The 16,433-nt window shown below is 68.3% G+C and carries 18 protein-coding genes; 10 read left to right on the forward strand and 8 right to left on the reverse strand.

The window, feature by feature from the left end:
* Together ON38_RS19825 and ON38_RS19830 are read left to right on the forward strand one after the other, a co-directional pair.
* Positions 1 to 3,294, forward strand: a 3,294-nt coding sequence (locus tag ON38_RS19825; protein WP_039826382.1) for a multifunctional oxoglutarate decarboxylase/oxoglutarate dehydrogenase thiamine pyrophosphate-binding subunit/dihydrolipoyllysine-residue succinyltransferase subunit, incomplete at its 5' end; no start/stop codon positions are given.
* Between the two features lie 164 nt (positions 3,295 to 3,458).
* Positions 3,459 to 3,836 carry a hypothetical protein gene (locus tag ON38_RS19830; protein WP_157181821.1) on the forward strand — a complete coding sequence of 126 codons (378 nt, stop codon included), beginning with the start codon at positions 3,459 to 3,461 and terminating at the stop codon, positions 3,834 to 3,836.
* 9 nt (positions 3,837 to 3,845) lie between these two features.
* Here the strand turns inward: ON38_RS19830 and sigJ are convergent, their stop codons facing one another.
* Positions 3,846 to 4,742, reverse strand: coding sequence for an RNA polymerase sigma factor SigJ (sigJ, locus tag ON38_RS19835; RefSeq protein WP_039826384.1), 897 nt, complete (start codon positions 4,740 to 4,742; stop codon positions 3,846 to 3,848).
* Positions 4,743 to 4,877: 135 nt separating this feature from the next.
* Here sigJ and ON38_RS19840 point away from each other — a divergent pair, with 135 nt between their 5' ends.
* Positions 4,878 to 5,507, forward strand: a complete 630-nt coding sequence (locus tag ON38_RS19840; RefSeq protein ID WP_051164991.1) for an NADPH-dependent FMN reductase — start codon at positions 4,878 to 4,880, stop codon at positions 5,505 to 5,507.
* Positions 5,476 to 5,940 (forward strand): YybH family protein, encoded by a 465-nt coding sequence (locus ON38_RS19845; protein ID WP_039826385.1) that lies wholly within the window; start codon positions 5,476 to 5,478, stop codon positions 5,938 to 5,940. The genes ON38_RS19840 and ON38_RS19845 overlap by 32 nt, the downstream gene beginning before the upstream one ends.
* A 109-nt stretch (positions 5,941 to 6,049) precedes the next feature.
* Here the strand turns inward: ON38_RS19845 and ON38_RS19850 are convergent, their stop codons facing one another.
* From ON38_RS19850 to ON38_RS19865, 4 genes are all read right to left on the reverse strand, one after another.
* Positions 6,050 to 7,021, reverse strand: coding sequence for an EamA family transporter (locus ON38_RS19850; RefSeq protein ID WP_051164992.1), 972 nt, complete (start codon positions 7,019 to 7,021; stop codon positions 6,050 to 6,052).
* Positions 7,022 to 7,110: 89 nt separating this feature from the next.
* The gene (locus ON38_RS19855; protein ID WP_083872863.1) at positions 7,111 to 7,776 is read right to left on the reverse strand and encodes a formylglycine-generating enzyme family protein; all 666 of its coding nucleotides are present in this window, start codon (positions 7,774 to 7,776) and stop codon (positions 7,111 to 7,113) included.
* Positions 7,777 to 7,881: 105 nt separating this feature from the next.
* Entirely contained in the window at positions 7,882 to 8,523 is a 642-nt protein-coding gene (locus ON38_RS19860) for a TetR/AcrR family transcriptional regulator (protein ID WP_039826386.1), read from the reverse strand.
* Positions 8,524 to 8,663: 140 nt separating this feature from the next.
* Complete coding sequence (locus ON38_RS19865) at positions 8,664 to 9,467, reverse strand: helix-turn-helix domain-containing protein (protein WP_039826387.1); 804 nt, start codon at positions 9,465 to 9,467, stop codon at positions 8,664 to 8,666.
* 106 nt (positions 9,468 to 9,573) lie between these two features.
* On the opposite strand from ON38_RS19865, the gene ON38_RS19870 reads away from it, so the two are divergent.
* From ON38_RS19870 to ON38_RS19895, 6 genes are all read left to right on the forward strand, one after another.
* Complete coding sequence (locus ON38_RS19870) at positions 9,574 to 10,023, forward strand: SRPBCC family protein (protein WP_051164994.1); 450 nt, start codon at positions 9,574 to 9,576, stop codon at positions 10,021 to 10,023.
* Positions 10,024 to 10,141: 118 nt separating this feature from the next.
* A complete protein-coding gene (locus tag ON38_RS19875; protein WP_039826400.1) occupies positions 10,142 to 11,146 on the forward strand; it encodes a TIGR03617 family F420-dependent LLM class oxidoreductase in 1,005 nt (334 codons plus the stop codon).
* An 85-nt stretch (positions 11,147 to 11,231) separates the two neighbouring features.
* Entirely contained in the window at positions 11,232 to 11,579 is a 348-nt protein-coding gene (locus tag ON38_RS19880) for a DUF1330 domain-containing protein (protein WP_039826388.1), read from the forward strand.
* A gap of 152 nt (positions 11,580 to 11,731) precedes the next feature.
* On the forward strand, positions 11,732 to 12,613 hold the full coding sequence (locus ON38_RS19885; protein ID WP_039826401.1) for a helix-turn-helix domain-containing protein: 882 nt from the start codon (positions 11,732 to 11,734) through the stop codon (positions 12,611 to 12,613).
* Positions 12,610 to 12,816 carry a DUF397 domain-containing protein gene (locus ON38_RS19890; protein WP_039826389.1) on the forward strand — a complete coding sequence of 69 codons (207 nt, stop codon included), beginning with the start codon at positions 12,610 to 12,612 and terminating at the stop codon, positions 12,814 to 12,816. The genes ON38_RS19885 and ON38_RS19890 overlap by 4 nt, the downstream gene beginning before the upstream one ends.
* An 89-nt stretch (positions 12,817 to 12,905) precedes the next feature.
* Positions 12,906 to 13,421 (forward strand): P-loop nucleotide/nucleoside kinase family protein, encoded by a 516-nt coding sequence (locus tag ON38_RS19895; RefSeq protein WP_039826390.1) that lies wholly within the window; start codon positions 12,906 to 12,908, stop codon positions 13,419 to 13,421.
* A 161-nt stretch (positions 13,422 to 13,582) separates the two neighbouring features.
* On the opposite strand, the gene ON38_RS19900 is transcribed toward ON38_RS19895, so the two are convergent.
* The 3 genes from ON38_RS19900 to ON38_RS19915 form a co-directional block, all read right to left on the reverse strand.
* Positions 13,583 to 14,440, reverse strand: coding sequence for a hypothetical protein (locus ON38_RS19900; protein WP_039826391.1), 858 nt, complete (start codon positions 14,438 to 14,440; stop codon positions 13,583 to 13,585).
* A 10-nt stretch (positions 14,441 to 14,450) separates the two neighbouring features.
* Positions 14,451 to 15,146: a DUF6597 domain-containing transcriptional factor gene (locus ON38_RS19905; RefSeq protein WP_039826392.1), complete on the reverse strand. Its 696-nt coding sequence runs from the start codon at positions 15,144 to 15,146 to the stop codon at positions 14,451 to 14,453.
* A gap of 215 nt (positions 15,147 to 15,361) precedes the next feature.
* Positions 15,362 to 16,433: DNA-directed RNA polymerase subunit beta (locus tag ON38_RS19915; RefSeq protein ID WP_039826394.1), on the reverse strand; the 1,072-nt coding region annotated here is incomplete at its 5' end.

Below are 16,433 nucleotides of genomic sequence, written 5' to 3' on the forward strand. Positions count from 1 at the left end.
AGCGTGCGGGCCGTGCCGGCCAAGTTGATGATCGACAACCGGCTGGTCATCAACAACCATCTCGCCCGCACCCGGGGCGGCAAGATCTCCTTCACCCATCTGCTCGGCTACGCGATCGTGCAGGCGGTGAAGGCCTTCCCGAACATGAACCGGCATTTCGCCGAGGTCGACGGTAAACCCAACGCGGTCACCCCCGCGCACACCAACCTCGGTCTGGCCATCGACCTGCCCGGCAAGGACGGCAGCCGGTCCTTGGTCGTCGCCGCCATCAAGGGCTGTGAGGAGATGACCTTCGGTCAGTTCCACACCGCCTACGAGGACATCGTCCGCCGCGCGCGCGACGGCAAGCTGACCGCCGAGGACTTCAGCGGGGTCACCATCTCGCTGACCAACCCGGGCACCATCGGCACCGTGCACTCCGTACCCCGCCTGATGCAGGGCCAGGGCGCGATCATCGGCGCGGGCGCCATGGAGTACCCGGCGGAGTTCCAGGGCATGAGCGACGAGCGGATCGCCGAGATCGGCATCGGCAAGCTCATGACGCTGACCTCCACCTACGACCACCGCATCATCCAGGGCGCGGAATCCGGTGATTTCCTGCGCACCATCCACAACCTGCTGATCGCAGACGAGTTCTACGACGAGATCTTCCACGGTCTGGCGGTGCCTTACGAGCCCGTTCGCTGGCGCAAGGACGTCAAGGAACGCGGTGTCGACAAGAGCACCCGCGTGCTGGAGATGATCGCGGCGTACCGCAACCGCGGCCACCTGATGGCCGACACCGATCCGCTGCGCCTGGTCAAGGACAAGTTCCGCAGCCACCCCGACCTCGACGTCACCCAGCACGGGCTCACCCTGTGGGATCTCGACCGGTACTTCAACGTGGGCGGCTTCCACGGTGAAGAGCGGATGAAGCTGCGCGATGTGCTGTCGGTGCTGCGCGACTCCTACTGCCGCCACATCGGCGTGGAATACACCCATATCCTGGAGACCGATCAGCTCGAGTGGATCCAGGACCGGGTGGAGCAGAAGCACGTCAAACCGACGGTCGCCCAGCAGAAGTACATCCTGAACCGGCTGAACGCGGCCGAGGCGTTCGAGACCTTCCTGCAGACCAAGTACGTGGGCCAGAAGCGCTTCTCGCTGGAGGGCGCCGAAACCGTCATTCCGATGATGGACGCGGTGATCGACCAGTGCGCCGAGCATTCGCTCGACGAGGTCGTCATCGGTATGCCGCACCGCGGTCGCCTCAATGTGCTGGCCAATATCGTGGGCAAGCCGTACTCGAAGATCTTCACCGAGTTCGAGGGCAATATGAACCCGGCCGCCACCCACGGCTCGGGCGATGTGAAGTACCACCTCGGTGCGCGCGGCAACTACCTGCAGATGTTCGGCGACAACGAGATCGAGGTCTCGCTGACCGCCAACCCCTCGCATCTGGAAGCGGTCGACCCGGTGCTCGAGGGTCTGGTCCGGGCGAAGCAGGACCTGCTGGACAAGGGCGACGGCCCCGAGGGCTTCTCGGTCGTGCCGCTGATGCTGCACGGTGACGCCGCGTTCGCGGGTCAGGGCGTGGTGGCCGAGACACTGAACCTGTCGGGTCTGCGCGGCTACCGCGTGGGCGGCACCATCCACATCGTGGTCAACAACCAGATCGGTTTCACCACGGCCCCGGAGAACAGCCGCTCCACCGAGTACTCGACCGATATCGCCAAGTTCATCGGCGCCCCGATCTTCCACGTCAACGGCGACGACCCGGAGGCCTGCGACTGGGTCGCGCGCCTGGCGGTCGATTTCCGGCAGAAGTTCCGCAAGGACGTGGTCATCGACCTGATCTGCTACCGCCGTCGCGGCCACAACGAGGGCGACGACCCCTCGATGACCCAGCCGTACATGTACGACGTCATCGACACCAAGCGCAGTGTCCGCAAGAGCTACACCGAGAGCCTGATCGGCCGCGGTGATATCTCGCTGAAGGAAGCCGAAGACGCCCTGCGCGACTACCAGGGGCAGTTGGAGCGGGTCTTCAACGAGGTCCGGGAGCTGGAGAAATACCCACCGGGGCCGAGCGAATCGGTGGAGGACGATCAGCAGGTCCCGTCCACCGTGCTCACCGCGGTCGACAAATCGGTGCTGCAGCGGATCGGCGACGCGTTCGTGAATGTGCCCGACGGTTTCAGCGTGCACCCGCGCGTGCAGCCGGTGCTGGAGAAGCGCCGCGAGATGGCCTACGAGGGCAAGGTCGACTGGGCGTTCGCCGAATTGCTGGCCTTCGGCACCCTGATCGACGAGGGCCGGGCGGTCCGCCTGACCGGTCAGGATTCCCGCCGCGGCACCTTCACCCAGCGGCATTCGGTGATCATCGACCGGAAGACCGCGGCAGAGTACACCCCGCTGCACAACATCAACAGCGCCAATCCGGGCTGGTTCGCGGTGCACGATTCGGCGCTGAGCGAATTCGCCGCCGTCGGTTTCGAGTACGGCTATTCGCTGGGTAACCCGGACGCGCTGGTGCTGTGGGAGGCCCAGTTCGGTGACTTCGTCAACGGCGCCCAGTCGATCATCGACGAGTTCATCTCCTCGGGTGAGGCCAAGTGGGGCCAGCTGTCCGAGGTCGTGCTGCTGCTGCCGCACGGGCACGAAGGTCAGGGCCCGGACCACACCTCCGGCCGGATCGAGCGCTTCCTGCAGCTGTGCGCGGAGGGTTCGATGACGGTGGCAGTGCCGTCCACCCCGGCGAACTACTTCCACCTGCTGCGCCGGCACGCGCTGGACGGTATCCGCCGTCCGCTGATCGTCTTCACCCCGAAGTCGATGCTGCGCAACAAGGCCGTGGTCAGCGATCTCAAGGATTTCACCGAGTCCAAGTTCCGTTCGGTATTCGACGAGCCCACTTACGAGCAGGGCATCGGCGACCGCGCGGCGGTCAAGCGCATCCTGCTGACCAGCGGCAAGCTCTACTACGAGCTGGCCGCCGCGAAGGCCAAGCGCAAGCGTGACGATGTCGCCATCGTCCGGGTCGAGCAGCTCTACCCGCTGCCCAAGTTCCGGTTGAACGAGGCCCTGGAGCGGTACTCGAACGCCACCGAGATCGCCTGGGTCCAGGAGGAGCCGGCGAACCAGGGCGCGTGGCCGTTCTTCGGCCTGAACCTGCCGGAGCTGCTGCCGGAGCGGCTGGGCCGCCTGCGCCGTATCTCGCGGCGCGCCATGTCGGCCCCGTCCTCGGGTTCGAGCAAGGTGCACGCGGTGGAGCAGGCCGAGATCATCGAGGAGGCGTTCGCGCCCACCGAGTGAGTCCCGGCACCTGCCCGACGCCGGGCGTGTGTCCTTCCGTGGAAGGTACGCGCGTCCGGCGTCGCGCGTTTCGGCGCCACCCCGCCGTTTCCGGGTGCGACACCGGTTGAAGAGGTGGGCCCGCGGATCTGGAACAGACGAGCATTTCGCCGTCCGGGCGATGGATGACAGCTATCGTCGTCACTGCGGGCCGGATCGACCGCGGCCCGCGCGCCCCTCCGCTGATTGCCCGTCGCCCGGAGTTCGACGAGATGATCGACACCATCCCCGGATCGCGGCGTCCGGTGGTGCTGGTCACCCAAGGGTCAGGCGTCACGGATCCGAAGCTGGTCGAGTCGATCGCCGGATACCTGCACAGCCATACCGATCTGATCGGCCCGGTGCGCGGAGTCGTCTACCCCACCACCAGGCTCGAACAGACGCGGTCGGGCGCCTACCTGCCGTATCCGGAGTTGGAGGCGCACGTCACACTGGATGCGAGCTACCAGCCGACATCGGGGTACCTCGAATACCGCCATCCCGGCGTCAACCGCGAACCCTGATCCGCGCGCTCAGCCATTCGCGACCGTCCAGGGTCGCAGTTTCTCCGGATTCCGGATCGCCCAGATGCGAGTGATCAGGCCGTCGGCGATATCGAAGGCGTATACCGCGACGATGGCGCCGTCCACTTGTGCCACCAGTCCGGGTTGGCCGTTCACCGTGTGTTCCAGCAGGATGAAGCCGGGGTTGCGGGCGGCGATCTCCAGCCAGCTGCGCGCGATCTGTTCGCCGCCGTCGATCGGTTCGAGGAACGCCGGCGCCAGACCGCCGCCGTCGGCCGTGGCCCGCGCCCGCGGATCGAGGAGGCCGATCAAGGCCTCGATGTCCTGTGCTTGCCAGGCGCGTTTGAAATCCCGGACCACGGCGGCGCGTTCGGCGCCCGACGGCCCCCGCGAGGTATCGATACGGCGGCGGGCGCTGGAGGCGAGCTGACGGCACGCGGCGGGGGTGCGCCCGACGATATCGGCGACTTCGGCGAAGGAGTAGCGGTAGACGTCGTGCAGCACGAACGCCACCCGCTCGGCCGGTGTCATGGAGTCCAGCACGACGAGGAAGGCCATACCGATCGACTCGTCGAGAGTGATCCGGTCGGCCGGGTCGGCGGGGGCGGAACCGTCCGGCCATTCGGACCTGCCGGGTATCGGTTCCGGAATCCAGTCACCGACATAGCGTTCCCGCCTGCTGCGGGCCGAGCCGAGCAGATCGAAGCAGATCCGGCCGGCGACCGTGGTCAGCCACGCGCCGGGCGCCGCCACTTCCTGCCGCTGCCGCTCCGGCAGCGCGTACCAGCGCGCGTAGGTCTCCTGCACCACGTCCTCGGCCTCGGCCAGCGAGCCGAGCAGCCGGTAGGCGATATTGATCAGCTGACGGCGTTCACTGATCACCGCGTCCAGGTGCGGGTCGGTCATGGTCGGCTCCTTCGCTCGGCGTGTCTCCTATCGAACTCGACGAATCGGCGACCCGATCTGTGAGGCGGCCTGACATTCCGCGGGGCTGTCTCGTCGGGGGGTCGTGACACCTTCAGCAGAGCAGGAGTTCCGGCAGTGATCAGAATCGGCATCATCCTCGGCAGTACCCGGCCCAACCGCAACGGCCCGCAGGTCGCCCGGTGGGTGCTGGAGACGGCGGCCCGGCGCGGCGACGCCGAATTCGAACTGATCGATCTCCGCGACCACCCGCTACCGCATCTGGACGAACCCGTGGCGCCCATGTTCGGTCCGTCGGTCCATGCGCACACCCGCGCGTGGGCCGAGCGGATCGCCCCTTTCGACGGTTTCGTGGTGGTGACCCCGGAGTACAACGGCGGCCCGCCCGGCGTGCTCAAGAACGCCTTCGACCACCTGTGCGCGGAATGGGCCGACAAGGCGATCGGGTTCGTCTCCTACGGGGCGGGCGGTGGAGCTCGCGCGGTGGTCCAGCTGCGGGCGGTCTGCAGCACGCTGGGTATGGCCGATGTGAGCCATCAGGTCGCGATCTCGCTGCACACCGATTTCGAGAACTTCACCACGTTCACACCGCGTGAGCACCACGCCGCCGCGCTGGGCACGCTGCTGGATCAGGTTCTCGCCTGGAGCACTGCCCTGGCGCCGCTCCGCCGGACCGGCGCCGACACCCCGCACATCGACTCGGAAGGAACCGATCATGACGACACCGCACTCTCGGTCGCGCGCTGAAGGCGTCGAGACGGACGAGACCGCGATCCGCGCACAGCTCGACAAGGTGATCGAGGGGCTCGGAACGGGAGACCTCGAGGCACTACGGCAGCTGTACACCCCCGACGTCGTATCCTTCGATGTCGAGCCGCCGCTCCAGCACGTCGGGACCGCGGCGAAGCTGGAGAACTGGGCGAAGGTGTTCCGGATCTTCGAGAACGTGACCTACGAGATCCGCGATGCGGCTTTCACCATCGGTGACGATGTGGCGTTCGGGCACGCTTTCGCACGGCTGGGCGGCACCCTGAAAGACGGGACAGCGGTCACCGGCATGTGGGTGCGGGTCACGTACGGGCTGCGCAAGGTCGACGGCATCTGGTTGATCGCGCACGATCAGGTGTCGGTGCCATTCGATATCGCCAGCGGCAAAGGCGTGGTCGACCTCGAGCCCTGAGGGGCCGCGCCCGGCAGCCGCTCCGGCCGCCACGCCCCGGCAGGCGCCGGGTCGTGGCGGCCGAGCGACGGCGAGGGCCGGACGAAACCACACATTCGAGCCGGCCCTGTCACCGTCGGCGCCCGCCGGGCCGGTCCGGTTCTCCGGCAATCGTTCCGGGCCCGGCCAGTTGCACCAATACCGCGCCGGAGAGCACGATCGCCGCCCCGGCCAGTTGCGCCGGCCCGAGCGCTTGGCCCAGCAGCAGCCAGGCCAGCGCGGCGGCCACTACCGGTTCCAGCAGGGCCAGCACCCCGGCCAGGGCGACGGGGAGGTCGCGCAGCGCCCGCAATCCGGCCAGGTAGGGCAGCACGGTACCGACAATGGCCAGCGCGAGCAGCACCGTCCACACCGGGACCCGCAGGCCACCCAGTACCGCGACGCCGGTGAGCGGATCCGACGGCAGTGTCCACGGCGGGGCGATCACCGCCACCAGCACCGCGCCGATCGCCAGTCCGGTCGCGGTGAGGCCCGCGGGGTCGTGCCTGCGCGCACCGTGTTCACCGAGCAGGAAGTACCCGGCCGAGCAGAGCGCCGCGCCCAGCCCGGCGGCCACGCCGAGCAGGTCCAGCCCGGAGTCCCGCCAGACCTGGGCGACCAGCACCGATCCCGCCGAGGCCAGCGCGATCCCCATCCACACCAGCCGGGGCAACCGGATGCCCCGCACCACCCGCACCCAGAGTGCGACCAGCGACGGAGCCACGTTGACCAGGATCATCGCCACACCGACCGGGATCCGGGCCACCGCCGCGAAGAACAGCAACTGCACCCCGCCGACACCGAGCACCCCGTAGCCGAACAGCAACCACAGGTCGGCGCGGCCGAACCGCAACGCCCACGGCCGCGATACCGCGACCACCGGCGCCAGCAGTGCCGCGGCCGCCGCGAGACGCACCGAGGTCACCGCGGCCGGCGACCAGCCCGCCGCCATCACCGCCGCGGCCAGCGAACCCGAACTCGCGAACAGCACCCACGAGAGCGAGCTCAGCGCGGTCGCCCGGGCCCGGCTCGGCGCCGGCACCGCCTTCTCCGTTACGGCCACGCGGCCAGTGTGCCGGAGGGGTCACGATCACGACCAGCGGATTTCGGGCCCTGAGTCGGTGTTGCGCCCGCGCAGCGCGGAGGTCGTCGTCACGCCGACCGCGCGACGCGGAAACCGATATCGTCGAGCCGGACCGTGGGATGGCTGCGGCGGCGGACCGAGGCGCGGCAGCTCCAGTGTTCGTCGAACCACCCGCCGCCGCGAAGCACCCGGTAGCTGCCGTAGACGTCCGGATCATAGAGGTCCCAGCACCATTCCCAGACCGTGCCGAGCATGTCGTAGAGCCCCCACGTGTTGGGCCGCCGGGTTCCCACCTCGGGCAGCCGGTCGGCGGAATTGCCGCGGTACCGGGCGATATCGTCGAGCGGACCGTAGCGCGGGCCGGTGGTGCCCGCGCGGCACGCGTGTTCCCACTCCGCCTCGGTCGGCAGCCGGTATCCGTCGGCCGAGCCGAGCCAGGTGACCTCCTCGTCGCCGAGCCGGTACGCCGGGGTCAGGCCGTCGCGTTCGGACAGGGCATTGCAGAAGCGAACTGCCTCGTTCCAGGAGATGCTGTCGGCGGGCAGCCGTTCTTCCCGGCCGTCTCCCGGACGGTGGCCGGTGAACTGCGCGTACTGCGACCGTGTGACAGGAACCGCTCCCAGCCGGTACGGATCGAGGTCCACCGGCCAACTGCGCCGAGTCCGCCGATCCGACAACTGCACCCGCCCCGGCGGTATGTCGACGAGTTCGATCCCTCCCACGTGCACATTCACCCCGTCGAACCTACCTCCACGAGACCAGCCGGGCCCGGGCCCCGCAGCGGGTCGGGAGCGCCCGGGTCGGCCGCGCGGTCACGACAAAGGCACCGGGGTCGGGCTTCACGAAGCCGGCCGGGCCCCGGCGCGGGAGTCGTCCGGAGGCGGGGCGGGAATACCGTGTTTCATCAGCGGGACGATGGTCGTGCGGACGAACGCGCGGGCCTGTTCGGGATCGGTGAAGTCGGTGCCGGCGCTGTTGCCCGGGGTGAGCATCAGTGAATGGGCGAGGCGGGCGACCAGTTCGGCGACCGGGCGCGGGTCGTACCGATCGATCAGGCCGGCGTTCTGAGCGTAGGTGAGCATGCCGGAGATGTAGTCGATACCGAGGCCGACCAGGTGCTCACCCTGCACGGTGTAGAAGCTCAGCGCTTCGTCCGGGGCGACCCGCAGGAGGTGAGTGACCAATCGGTGGATGCGGGTCTGCAACAGGACGTGCAGGGTGGTCTCCTCGATCTGGGCATCCACCCCGTCGGCGGTGGTGGCGATCGCGGTGACCTCGTCCAGCATGCGCCGGGTCTCGCGTTCGATGACGGCCTCGACGAGTTTGTCCTTGCCGGCGAATCTGCGGTGGATGGTGATCCGGTTGATCCCGGCGCGTCGCGCGATGTCCTCCAGGCTGGAGCGGCGGATCCCGAGTTGCAGGATCCGTTCGAGCGCGGCGTCCATGATCTTCTCGTCGACCTCGTCGTACTCCGCCCTCATGCGACGAGGATACGAACACGGTTTCATAGCGTCCACCGGTGCCGCCCGGCCCGGCGCGGTGGCGTTATCGCGGACACCCGGGGATTGCCGGCCCGGACGATGCGCGACGCGCACGTGCTGCGCAGCACGGGCCGGCTCGGTCACGGGCGTGGCCGCGCCCGGCGGGCCGGCCCGGTGACCGGTGCCGCGAGGAGCCGGCGCAGTGCGAGCGGGGTGTCGCCGAGGTGGGCACGGACGGTACGGGTCAGATGCGCCTGGTCGGCGAAACCGAGATCCGCGGCGAGCTCGGCGAGTCCGGTTTCGCCGTCGGTGAGCCGGTCCAGCGCCCGGCCGACGCGGACCCGGTTGCGATAGCGGGTCAGCGACAGACCCATGAGCCGGGAGAACGCCCGGCTCAGCCGGTACGGCGAGACATTCAACAGGGCGGCCAGCGTCGGTAGCCCGTCCGACTCCGGAACTCCCGCGAGAATCGCTTCCCGGGCCGCGGCGACCAGCGCCCGGTCGGCGGGCCGCGGCCGGGGGCTCGGCTGTCCGGCGGCGAGCGCGACGAGCCGGAGCAGTTCTTCGGCCAGCGCGTAGTCGATATCGCCGCCATCGGCGGCCGCGAGCAGCCGCCGATGTGCGAGCTCGATACGGGCGTCGACGTACACCGCGCCCGTGCGCCCCGACCAGAGTTCGGGCGCGATGGTCACCGCGGTGCAGAGGTCCCCGCCGGCGGGATGGGCGAACCGTTCCTCCTCGCCCGGTGCGCCCAGATAGCCGACCGTCGGGTCGAGGTCGGCGGACCCCTCGCCGGACTGCCGCCGGAACCGGCCGCGGCGCACGAGCACCAGGCGCTGGTCTTCGCGTACTTCCGGCTCCGACCAGCGGGTGTGGTCGGAGCGGCAGGTCACCGCGGTGACGGCGAACGCGGGCCGGGCGGCGAGGGCTACAGCGGACAGCACCCGGAGACCGTACGCCCGGGCTACGACACGCGACGCCGCGCAAAGATCTTCAATACCCGGGACGGTCCGGAATGAATGCTGAGTGGGCCCACCACAGGAGGACTACATGGCATCCATTCACAAGGAATTCGTCGTCGACGCCACACCCGAGCAGGTGTGGGAGATACTCGGTGATTTCGGCGCGGTGCACGAGCGCCTCGCCCCCGGCTTCGTCACCGGCACCCGGCTGGACGCGGATACGCGGACCGTCACCTTCGCCGACGGCACGATCGTCGCCGAACGGCTCGTCGATCTCGACCCGGTGCGCAAGCGGGTCGCCTACTCCGTCGTCGGTGGCAGCCTGCACCCGTCCCACCACCACGCCTCCATGCAGGCACTGCCCGACGCGGGGGGCGGAACACTGTTCGTCTGGCATACCGACGTACTGCCGGACGAACTCGCCGCGCCGATATCGGAATTCGTCGAACAGGGCTCGGAAGTGATGCGCCGGGCGCTGGCGGAGCCGGTTCAATCGGAAGCGGGCGAACTCGCGACCGACGGCACAGCCGGAAGGTAGGTGACGAGAGCCGAGGCGGAAGGGCGCACCGGCCCGTCCGCCTCGGCCTCCGATACCGGTTCGGCCCGGCCGGGCCGAACCGGTGTCCGAGACCGCCCGGGTGTACTTGGATGAACTGATGCTGCTCGATCTCCAGTTGGACGCCCGCCCGGACCGCAGCGCCGAACGCGCCCGGACCCTCGTCGACGCCGGCGCCGCGGGGCTGTTCACCTTCGAAGGCCCCCACGATGTCCTGCTCCCCCTGGCCGCCGTCGCCGGCCTGGTGGATGCCGACCTGATGACCAATGTCGCGATCGCCATGCCGCGCAGTCCGATGCATCTCGCGCATGCCGCATGGGACCTGCAACTCATGTCGGGTGGGCGTTTCCGGCTCGGGCTCGGTTCGCAGATCCGCCCTCATATCGAGAAGCGTTACGGCGCCACATGGTCCGCTCCGGCGGCCCGGATGCGCGAGATCGTGCTGGCGGTACGCACGATTCTGGACTCCTGGCAGGACGGTACGCCCTTGGATTTCCGCGGCGAGCACACCCGGCACACTCTCATGCCGAGCACCTTCGTCCCCGGCCCCAACCCATATGGGCGGCCGCCGGTCCTGCTCGGTGCGCTCGGCCCGTTGATGACCCGGACCGCCGCCGAAGTCGCGGACGGACTGCTGGTGATGCCCTTCCACAGCCATCGCCATTTCCGGGAGCGCACGCTGCCCGCCGTGGCGGAGGGGATGAAACAGGCGGGCCGCACCGAATTCCCGATCTATCCGCAGGTGATCGTGGCGATGGGCGGATCAGCGGACGAACTCACGGCGGCCTCGACCGGGGTACGCGGCCTGCTCGCCTTCTACAGTTCGACCCCGGCGTACCGGCCGGTGCTCGAGGTCGAGGGCTGGGAGCAACTGCAACCGGAGCTCAACGCACTCTCCAAGACCGGCAACATCATGACCATGTTCGACCGGATCTCCGATCATATGGTCGACACCCTCGCCGTCCGCGGTACCCCGCAGGATTGCGCCGCCGAGATCCTCCGCCGCTTCGGCGATTTCACCGACCGGGTGTGCTGCTACTTCCCCGGATACGACCCGCCCGCCGAGCAGATCGCCGCCCTCGCCGCCGCATTACGCCGCGAGTAGTCGATCCGTTTACCTCCGAGGTAATCGTGCCGCGGCCGCCACGCCGTCATGATCGGTACATCGAACCGATCGAAAGGACGACGACATGCCCGCCTACGCCATCGCCCACCTGCAGCCGGCCGATCCGCACCCCGAGATCGCCGAGTACATCGAGCGCATCCCCGCCACCCTCGAACCCTTCGGCGGCCGGTTTCTCGTCCATGCCACCCAGCACGAGGTGGTGGAAGGCCGCTGGCCCGGTTTCGTGGTGGTGATCGGTTTCCCGGGAATCGACGAGGCCCGGGCGTGGTGGGATTCGCCCGCCTACCGGGAGATCGCGCCGCTGCGCTCGCGGCATATCGACGGCGACCTGATCCTGGTCGACGGCGTCGCCCCCGGCTACGACCCGGCCGCCACCGCCGCGGCCATGCGGGAGACCATAGCCGCCGGCTGAAGGAGGCCGCCGCACCCGTCCGCCCCCGCCCCCCGGGACGGCACGAAGGACCGAACCCGCGAGAAAACCGAAAACCGGCGTGCCGCTGCCGGACTGCGAGTATGCATATCTGGCGATTCGCCAGCTCTCATCCAGCCAAAAAGGGGACGGTTTTGACTGATAGGGACAGCAGTATCACCAGACGGCAGCTCGGCCGGTATCTGCGCGAAGCACGCGAAGCGATCGGCCTGACCATGGCCGAAGCGGCGGCGCTCATGGAGTGGGGCAAGAGCAGCCTGCAACGCATCGAGACGGGGCAGAACCAGCGGATCCGCATCCGCGATCTGGACGGGTTGATCGAGATCTACGAGATCGACGAGGACAAAGCGGCGGGGTTGCGGGGACTGGCCCGCGAAACAGGCGCGAAGTCCTGGTGGCACGAATTCGGCAGTGTGATCCCGGCCAACTTCAGTGTGTACATGGGACTGGAATCCGCGGCCCGGGTCTTGACGACCTATCAACCCGACCTGGTGCCCGGCCTGTTGCAGACCCAGGACTACGCACGCGCGTTGGCTCGGGTCGCGAGTCCCGACGACACCGGGGAAGAACGCGAACAGCGTGTTCGGCTCAAGATGAGACGGCAGGCGCTGATTACCCGGAAAACCAGGCCGGCCCGGCTGAACGTTGTCCTGGCCGAGACGGTATTGCGCAGGTCGATCGGCGGACCCCGGGTCATGGCAACACAATTGCGACATCTCGCCGATGCCGGCACGCTCCCGAATGTCCGGCTGCGCGTCCTACCTTTTTCCGCCGGTATGCCGGTCGGTGAGCAGATCGGCCCCTTCGTGATCATGGAATTCGACGCGGACGGTCCGGGCAGGCCGGCCGAGCCGACGATCGTCTACGCCGAGAATTACACCGGCGACATGTACAGCGAGAAGGTCGGTATTGTGCAGCGATACGTAGAGGCGTGCGATCTCGTTCAACGCGCCGCGCTGGATGAGGTCAGCAGCAGGAATCTGCTGCGCACGGCAGCAAGGGAGCACCAACGGTGAACATCGACCTATCCGAGGCGAAGTGGTTCAAGAGCAGTCGCAGTGGCGGAACCAAGGAGTGCGTGGAAGTCGCGTTTCTCGACGGCGGGCAGGTCGGCGTCCGTGATTCCAAGAATCCCACCAGCCCGGCACTCGTCTTCACCGCCACCGAATGGGACGCCTTCACCGGTAATACGCCCGGCGGTCGTTCCGGTCGCGACTAGCTCGTTCGCGACCGTGGCAGCTGCCCGGCCGATCCGGTGTGTGCGCGCCCGCGGATATCGTCTCGGGTCCGGAACATAGGATCGGCCCTATGGCAGCCGGGTCTCCTCGTCTGGTGGTGTTCGCCGGTCTACCGGGATGCGGAAAGACCACCCTGGCACGTGCTCTCGCCGACGAGCTCGGCGCGACGTTCCTGCGTATCGATACCTTCGAAGCGGCGATCGTGTCGACATTGGCGCCGTTCGAGAACAATCCAGTCGGTTACGTCGCGGCGGCCTGGGTGGCCGAAGATCAGCTGCTCGGCGGACGGCCCGTGGTCGTCGACGCGTGCAATAACCTTCGGGAGGCCAGAACGATGTGGACGGATCTGGCACTCGGAACGAAGGTACCGCTGCACTGGGTGGAGGTGATCTGCTCGGATACGGCCGAACATCGCCGGCGGGTGGAATCCCGCACCCCCGACCGGCCGGGCCAGGGCAACCCGACCTGGGCCCAGGTCCGGGCCCGGCGCTGGGAGCCGTTCACCGAACCACGCATCCTGATCGACAACACGGGAAGCGCGGCAGCGCATGTGGCCACCATCCGCGCCGCGCTTCCCCTGGGCTGAGCCCGGGGTCCGCTGCACCGGGGCGGTCGGCCGCGACACCACCCGCGGAGTCCGAACGACGACCGAGCCGATTGTTCGGCGCCGCGCCCCGGCCGTACCTCGACCGAGGTTTCGAGACACGGCGTAGGCCCGAGCGGGCAGTCACAGTGGGGTGGTCCGGGTCAGATCCGTCCGTGGGCGCGCAGGGTTCGCAGGGCGGCCAATGTGGTCAGGCCGCGCCATTCGACGGTCTGACCGGGCGAGTAGTGCAGGAAGTGGAAGTCCCAGCCGCCGTCGTCGAGTTGTCCGCGTTCGAGTCGGTCCAGTTCGGCGGTGATCGTCGTGTCGTCGAACAGGGCCCGGCTCGGCGCCGTGGGCCGGGGTGAGAGGTCGAGGGGTCTTATGTGCTCGTTGTCGATTCCTCCTTCCACGGGCACCGTGCCGTCGGCGCGGATCGCGGGATGTAGCCGCTCGATGGCGGCGGCGGCACGGGCCGGATCGGGGACCGCGTCGAGGAACCGAAGCGCGAATTCGACGGTGTATCCGACTGGTTGGTCGATTGCCTCGATCTGGTTCCAGCACCAGGCGGTTGCTGTGTCGAGCCACGCAGTCCGCACGCCGAGCTGCCACATCCGAGCCGCGAGTGCGTAGGTGAGAAACCCCGCCTCCGGACTCGGCGTCATCCAGGGTGCGCGCGGGTGACCGTCCGCGGAGGGCAACACGGTGGGGATACCGCCGTCGGGGTGGGCGATGGTGGCGATCCAGTCGGCGACCGCGGTGACCATGGGGGTGTTGTGGGAGACGTTGATGCCGGTGAGCACGTCGAGCGCCGCCAGTGCCGCCGCCGGCTGGCTGCCGGGGCACCGCACGTCCGGTTCGAGGGCATGGCCGAACCCGCCGTCTTCGTTCTGATATGCCGCGAGCGCGGTCAGTACAGGTCCCTCGGGCCCGTCGTCGAGAAACGCGGCGAGCCGATGACGTTCCAGGACACGGGCCCCTGATTCGATGAACCGCCGCGCGGCTTCCAGGTCGATACTCATGCACCGGAGGCTAGGCAGCGGTGAGCGTGGTGTCTTTCAGAAAACGGACAGGTGTGAGGCCGGTGAGGCGTCGTACCTCCGATGTCATATGCGCCTGGCCGGCATAACCCACCGTATGCGCGCGGTCGGCCAGCGAGTCCGCGCGCAGCGCGGCGAGTCTGCGCAACCGGAGCACCCGAGCCAAGAACTTCGGGCCGTAGCCGACCGCCGCGGTGACTCGGCGGTGGAGGTGGCGTTCGCTGACGCCCAGTTCGTCCGCGACAGCGCCGACACGCGCACTACGGCCCAGCCGGGAGACGGCGGCGGCGACAAGCGGATCCGGTCCGGCCTTCCGCCGCAGCAGAGCCTCGGTGAGCAGCCGGACACGCGCCGACGAGTCCGCGGCATCGGTCCAGTCTGCGGCGGCCGGCCAGAGCAGGGACAGCGGGATCTGCTGGTCACGTACTTCGTCGGCGGGGACGCCCAGGACGGCACCGGCAAGCCCCGGCCGGAGCCGGATACCGTGGGTGACCTCGCCCGTCGCCTCCCATACCAATGGTTTCGTATCGGCGCCGACAACGAGAAGCCGGGTACCGAGCCAGACCAGGTCGACGCACCCATCCGGAACGACACGCTGCCTGCCGCGCACCAGAACGTCACTTTCCCATACACAGGCCACCACCGGCTCCAGTCCGGTCGGCGGCCGGTACTCGCGGTAGGCACCCATCCGGGCACCCTATCGAGGCTCGGACAGCCACGGATTCCCGGGCGGAGTGGGCTACGGCACCGGTGCGCACGACGATCGCCGCATCGCAGTGATCGTCGTGCCGGGTCGAGGCTTGCGGCACCGGCCCGCGACACCGATGAGCGCCGGAGCGAATGCGCGGTGCCTCGGTGCGAAGACAGTGCAGCCGCGCACCCGGTACGCGGCCGGCCGGGCTCTCAGCTCGTGAGTTCGTCGATCGAGGGTGATTCCTGCCGGGACAGTGTGATTCCGAGGTTCGTGGCCCGGTGCTCGAGTTCGTCGTCGTCCCCGTGACCCAGATCGATGGCCGCGCCGTCGGCCGACAGCACCTCGACATTGAGGCACAGGGACTGGAGTTCCTTGAGCAGAACCTTGAACGATTCCGGGATGCCCGGTTCCGGAATGTTCTCGCCCTTGACGATCGCCTCGTAGACCTTCACCCGGCCCACCACATCGTCGGACTTGATGGTCAGCAGTTCCTGCAGCGTGTAGGCCGCGCCGTAGGCCTGCATGGCCCAGCACTCCATCTCACCGAACCGCTGACCACCGAACTGCGCCTTACCACCCAGCGGCTGCTGGGTGATCATCGAGTACGGACCGGTCGAGCGGGCGTGGATCTTTTCATCGACCAGGTGATGCAGCTTCAGGATGTACATGTAGCCGACCGCCACCGGGTACGGGAACGGCTCACCCGAACGACCGTCGAACAAGGTCGCTTTACCATCCGCTCCGACCATGACCTCGCCGTCCCGATTCGGCCGCGTGCAGGCCAGCAGTCCGGCGAGTTCTTCCTCGCGCGCCCCGTCGAACACCGGTGTCGCCAGATTCGTCTCCGGCGCCGCCGAGAGCAGTTCGTCGGGGAGGTGTTGCGCCCATTCGGGCCGGGTGCCGTCGGTGAGCCGAACATCCCACCCGGTCTTGCCGATCCAGCCGAGGTGGGTTTCCAGGATCTGCCCGATATTCATACGACGCGGCACACCATGGGTGTTCAAGATGATGTCCACCGGGGTGCCGTCGGGCATGAACGGCATGTCCTCGGTGGGGAGGATCTTGCCGATCACACCCTTGTTGCCGTGGCGGCCGGCGAGCTTGTCGCCGTCCTGGATCTTGCGCTTCTGGGCCACGTAGACCCGGACGAGTTCGTTGACGCCGGGAGGCAGATCGTCGTCGTCTTCGCGGGAGAAGACGCGGATACCGATCACCTTGCCCGACTCACCGTGGGGCACCTTCAGCGAGGTGTCACGGACTTCGCGGGCCTTCTCACCGAAA

The sequence above is a fragment of the Nocardia testacea NBRC 100365 genome (assembly GCF_000308775.1).
In the GTDB taxonomy this organism is placed as follows: domain Bacteria; phylum Actinomycetota; class Actinomycetes; order Mycobacteriales; family Mycobacteriaceae; genus Nocardia; species Nocardia testacea.

Bases quoted from the DNA above. Each gene is read 5' to 3' on its own strand.
- ON38_RS19860 (WP_039826386.1), bottom strand. From the start codon at position 8,523: ATGAGGGCGGAGTACGACGAGGTCGACGAGAAGATCATGGACGCCGCG.
- ON38_RS19895 (WP_039826390.1), top strand. From the start codon at position 12,906: ATGGCAGCCGGGTCTCCTCGTCTGGTGGTGTTCGCCGGTCTACCGGGA.
- ON38_RS19900 (WP_039826391.1), bottom strand. From the start codon at position 14,440: ATGAGTATCGACCTGGAAGCCGCGCGGCGGTTCATCGAATCAGGGGCC.
- ON38_RS19905 (WP_039826392.1), bottom strand. From the start codon at position 15,146: ATGGGTGCCTACCGCGAGTACCGGCCGCCGACCGGACTGGAGCCGGTG.
- ON38_RS19880 (WP_039826388.1), top strand. From the start codon at position 11,232: ATGCCCGCCTACGCCATCGCCCACCTGCAGCCGGCCGATCCGCACCCC.
- ON38_RS19875 (WP_039826400.1), top strand. From the start codon at position 10,142: ATGCTGCTCGATCTCCAGTTGGACGCCCGCCCGGACCGCAGCGCCGAA.
- sigJ (WP_039826384.1), bottom strand. From the start codon at position 4,742: ATGACCGACCCGCACCTGGACGCGGTGATCAGTGAACGCCGTCAGCTG.
- ON38_RS19870 (WP_051164994.1), top strand. From the start codon at position 9,574: ATGGCATCCATTCACAAGGAATTCGTCGTCGACGCCACACCCGAGCAG.
- ON38_RS19830 (WP_157181821.1), top strand. From the start codon at position 3,459: ATGACAGCTATCGTCGTCACTGCGGGCCGGATCGACCGCGGCCCGCGC.
- ON38_RS19845 (WP_039826385.1), top strand. From the start codon at position 5,476: ATGACGACACCGCACTCTCGGTCGCGCGCTGAAGGCGTCGAGACGGAC.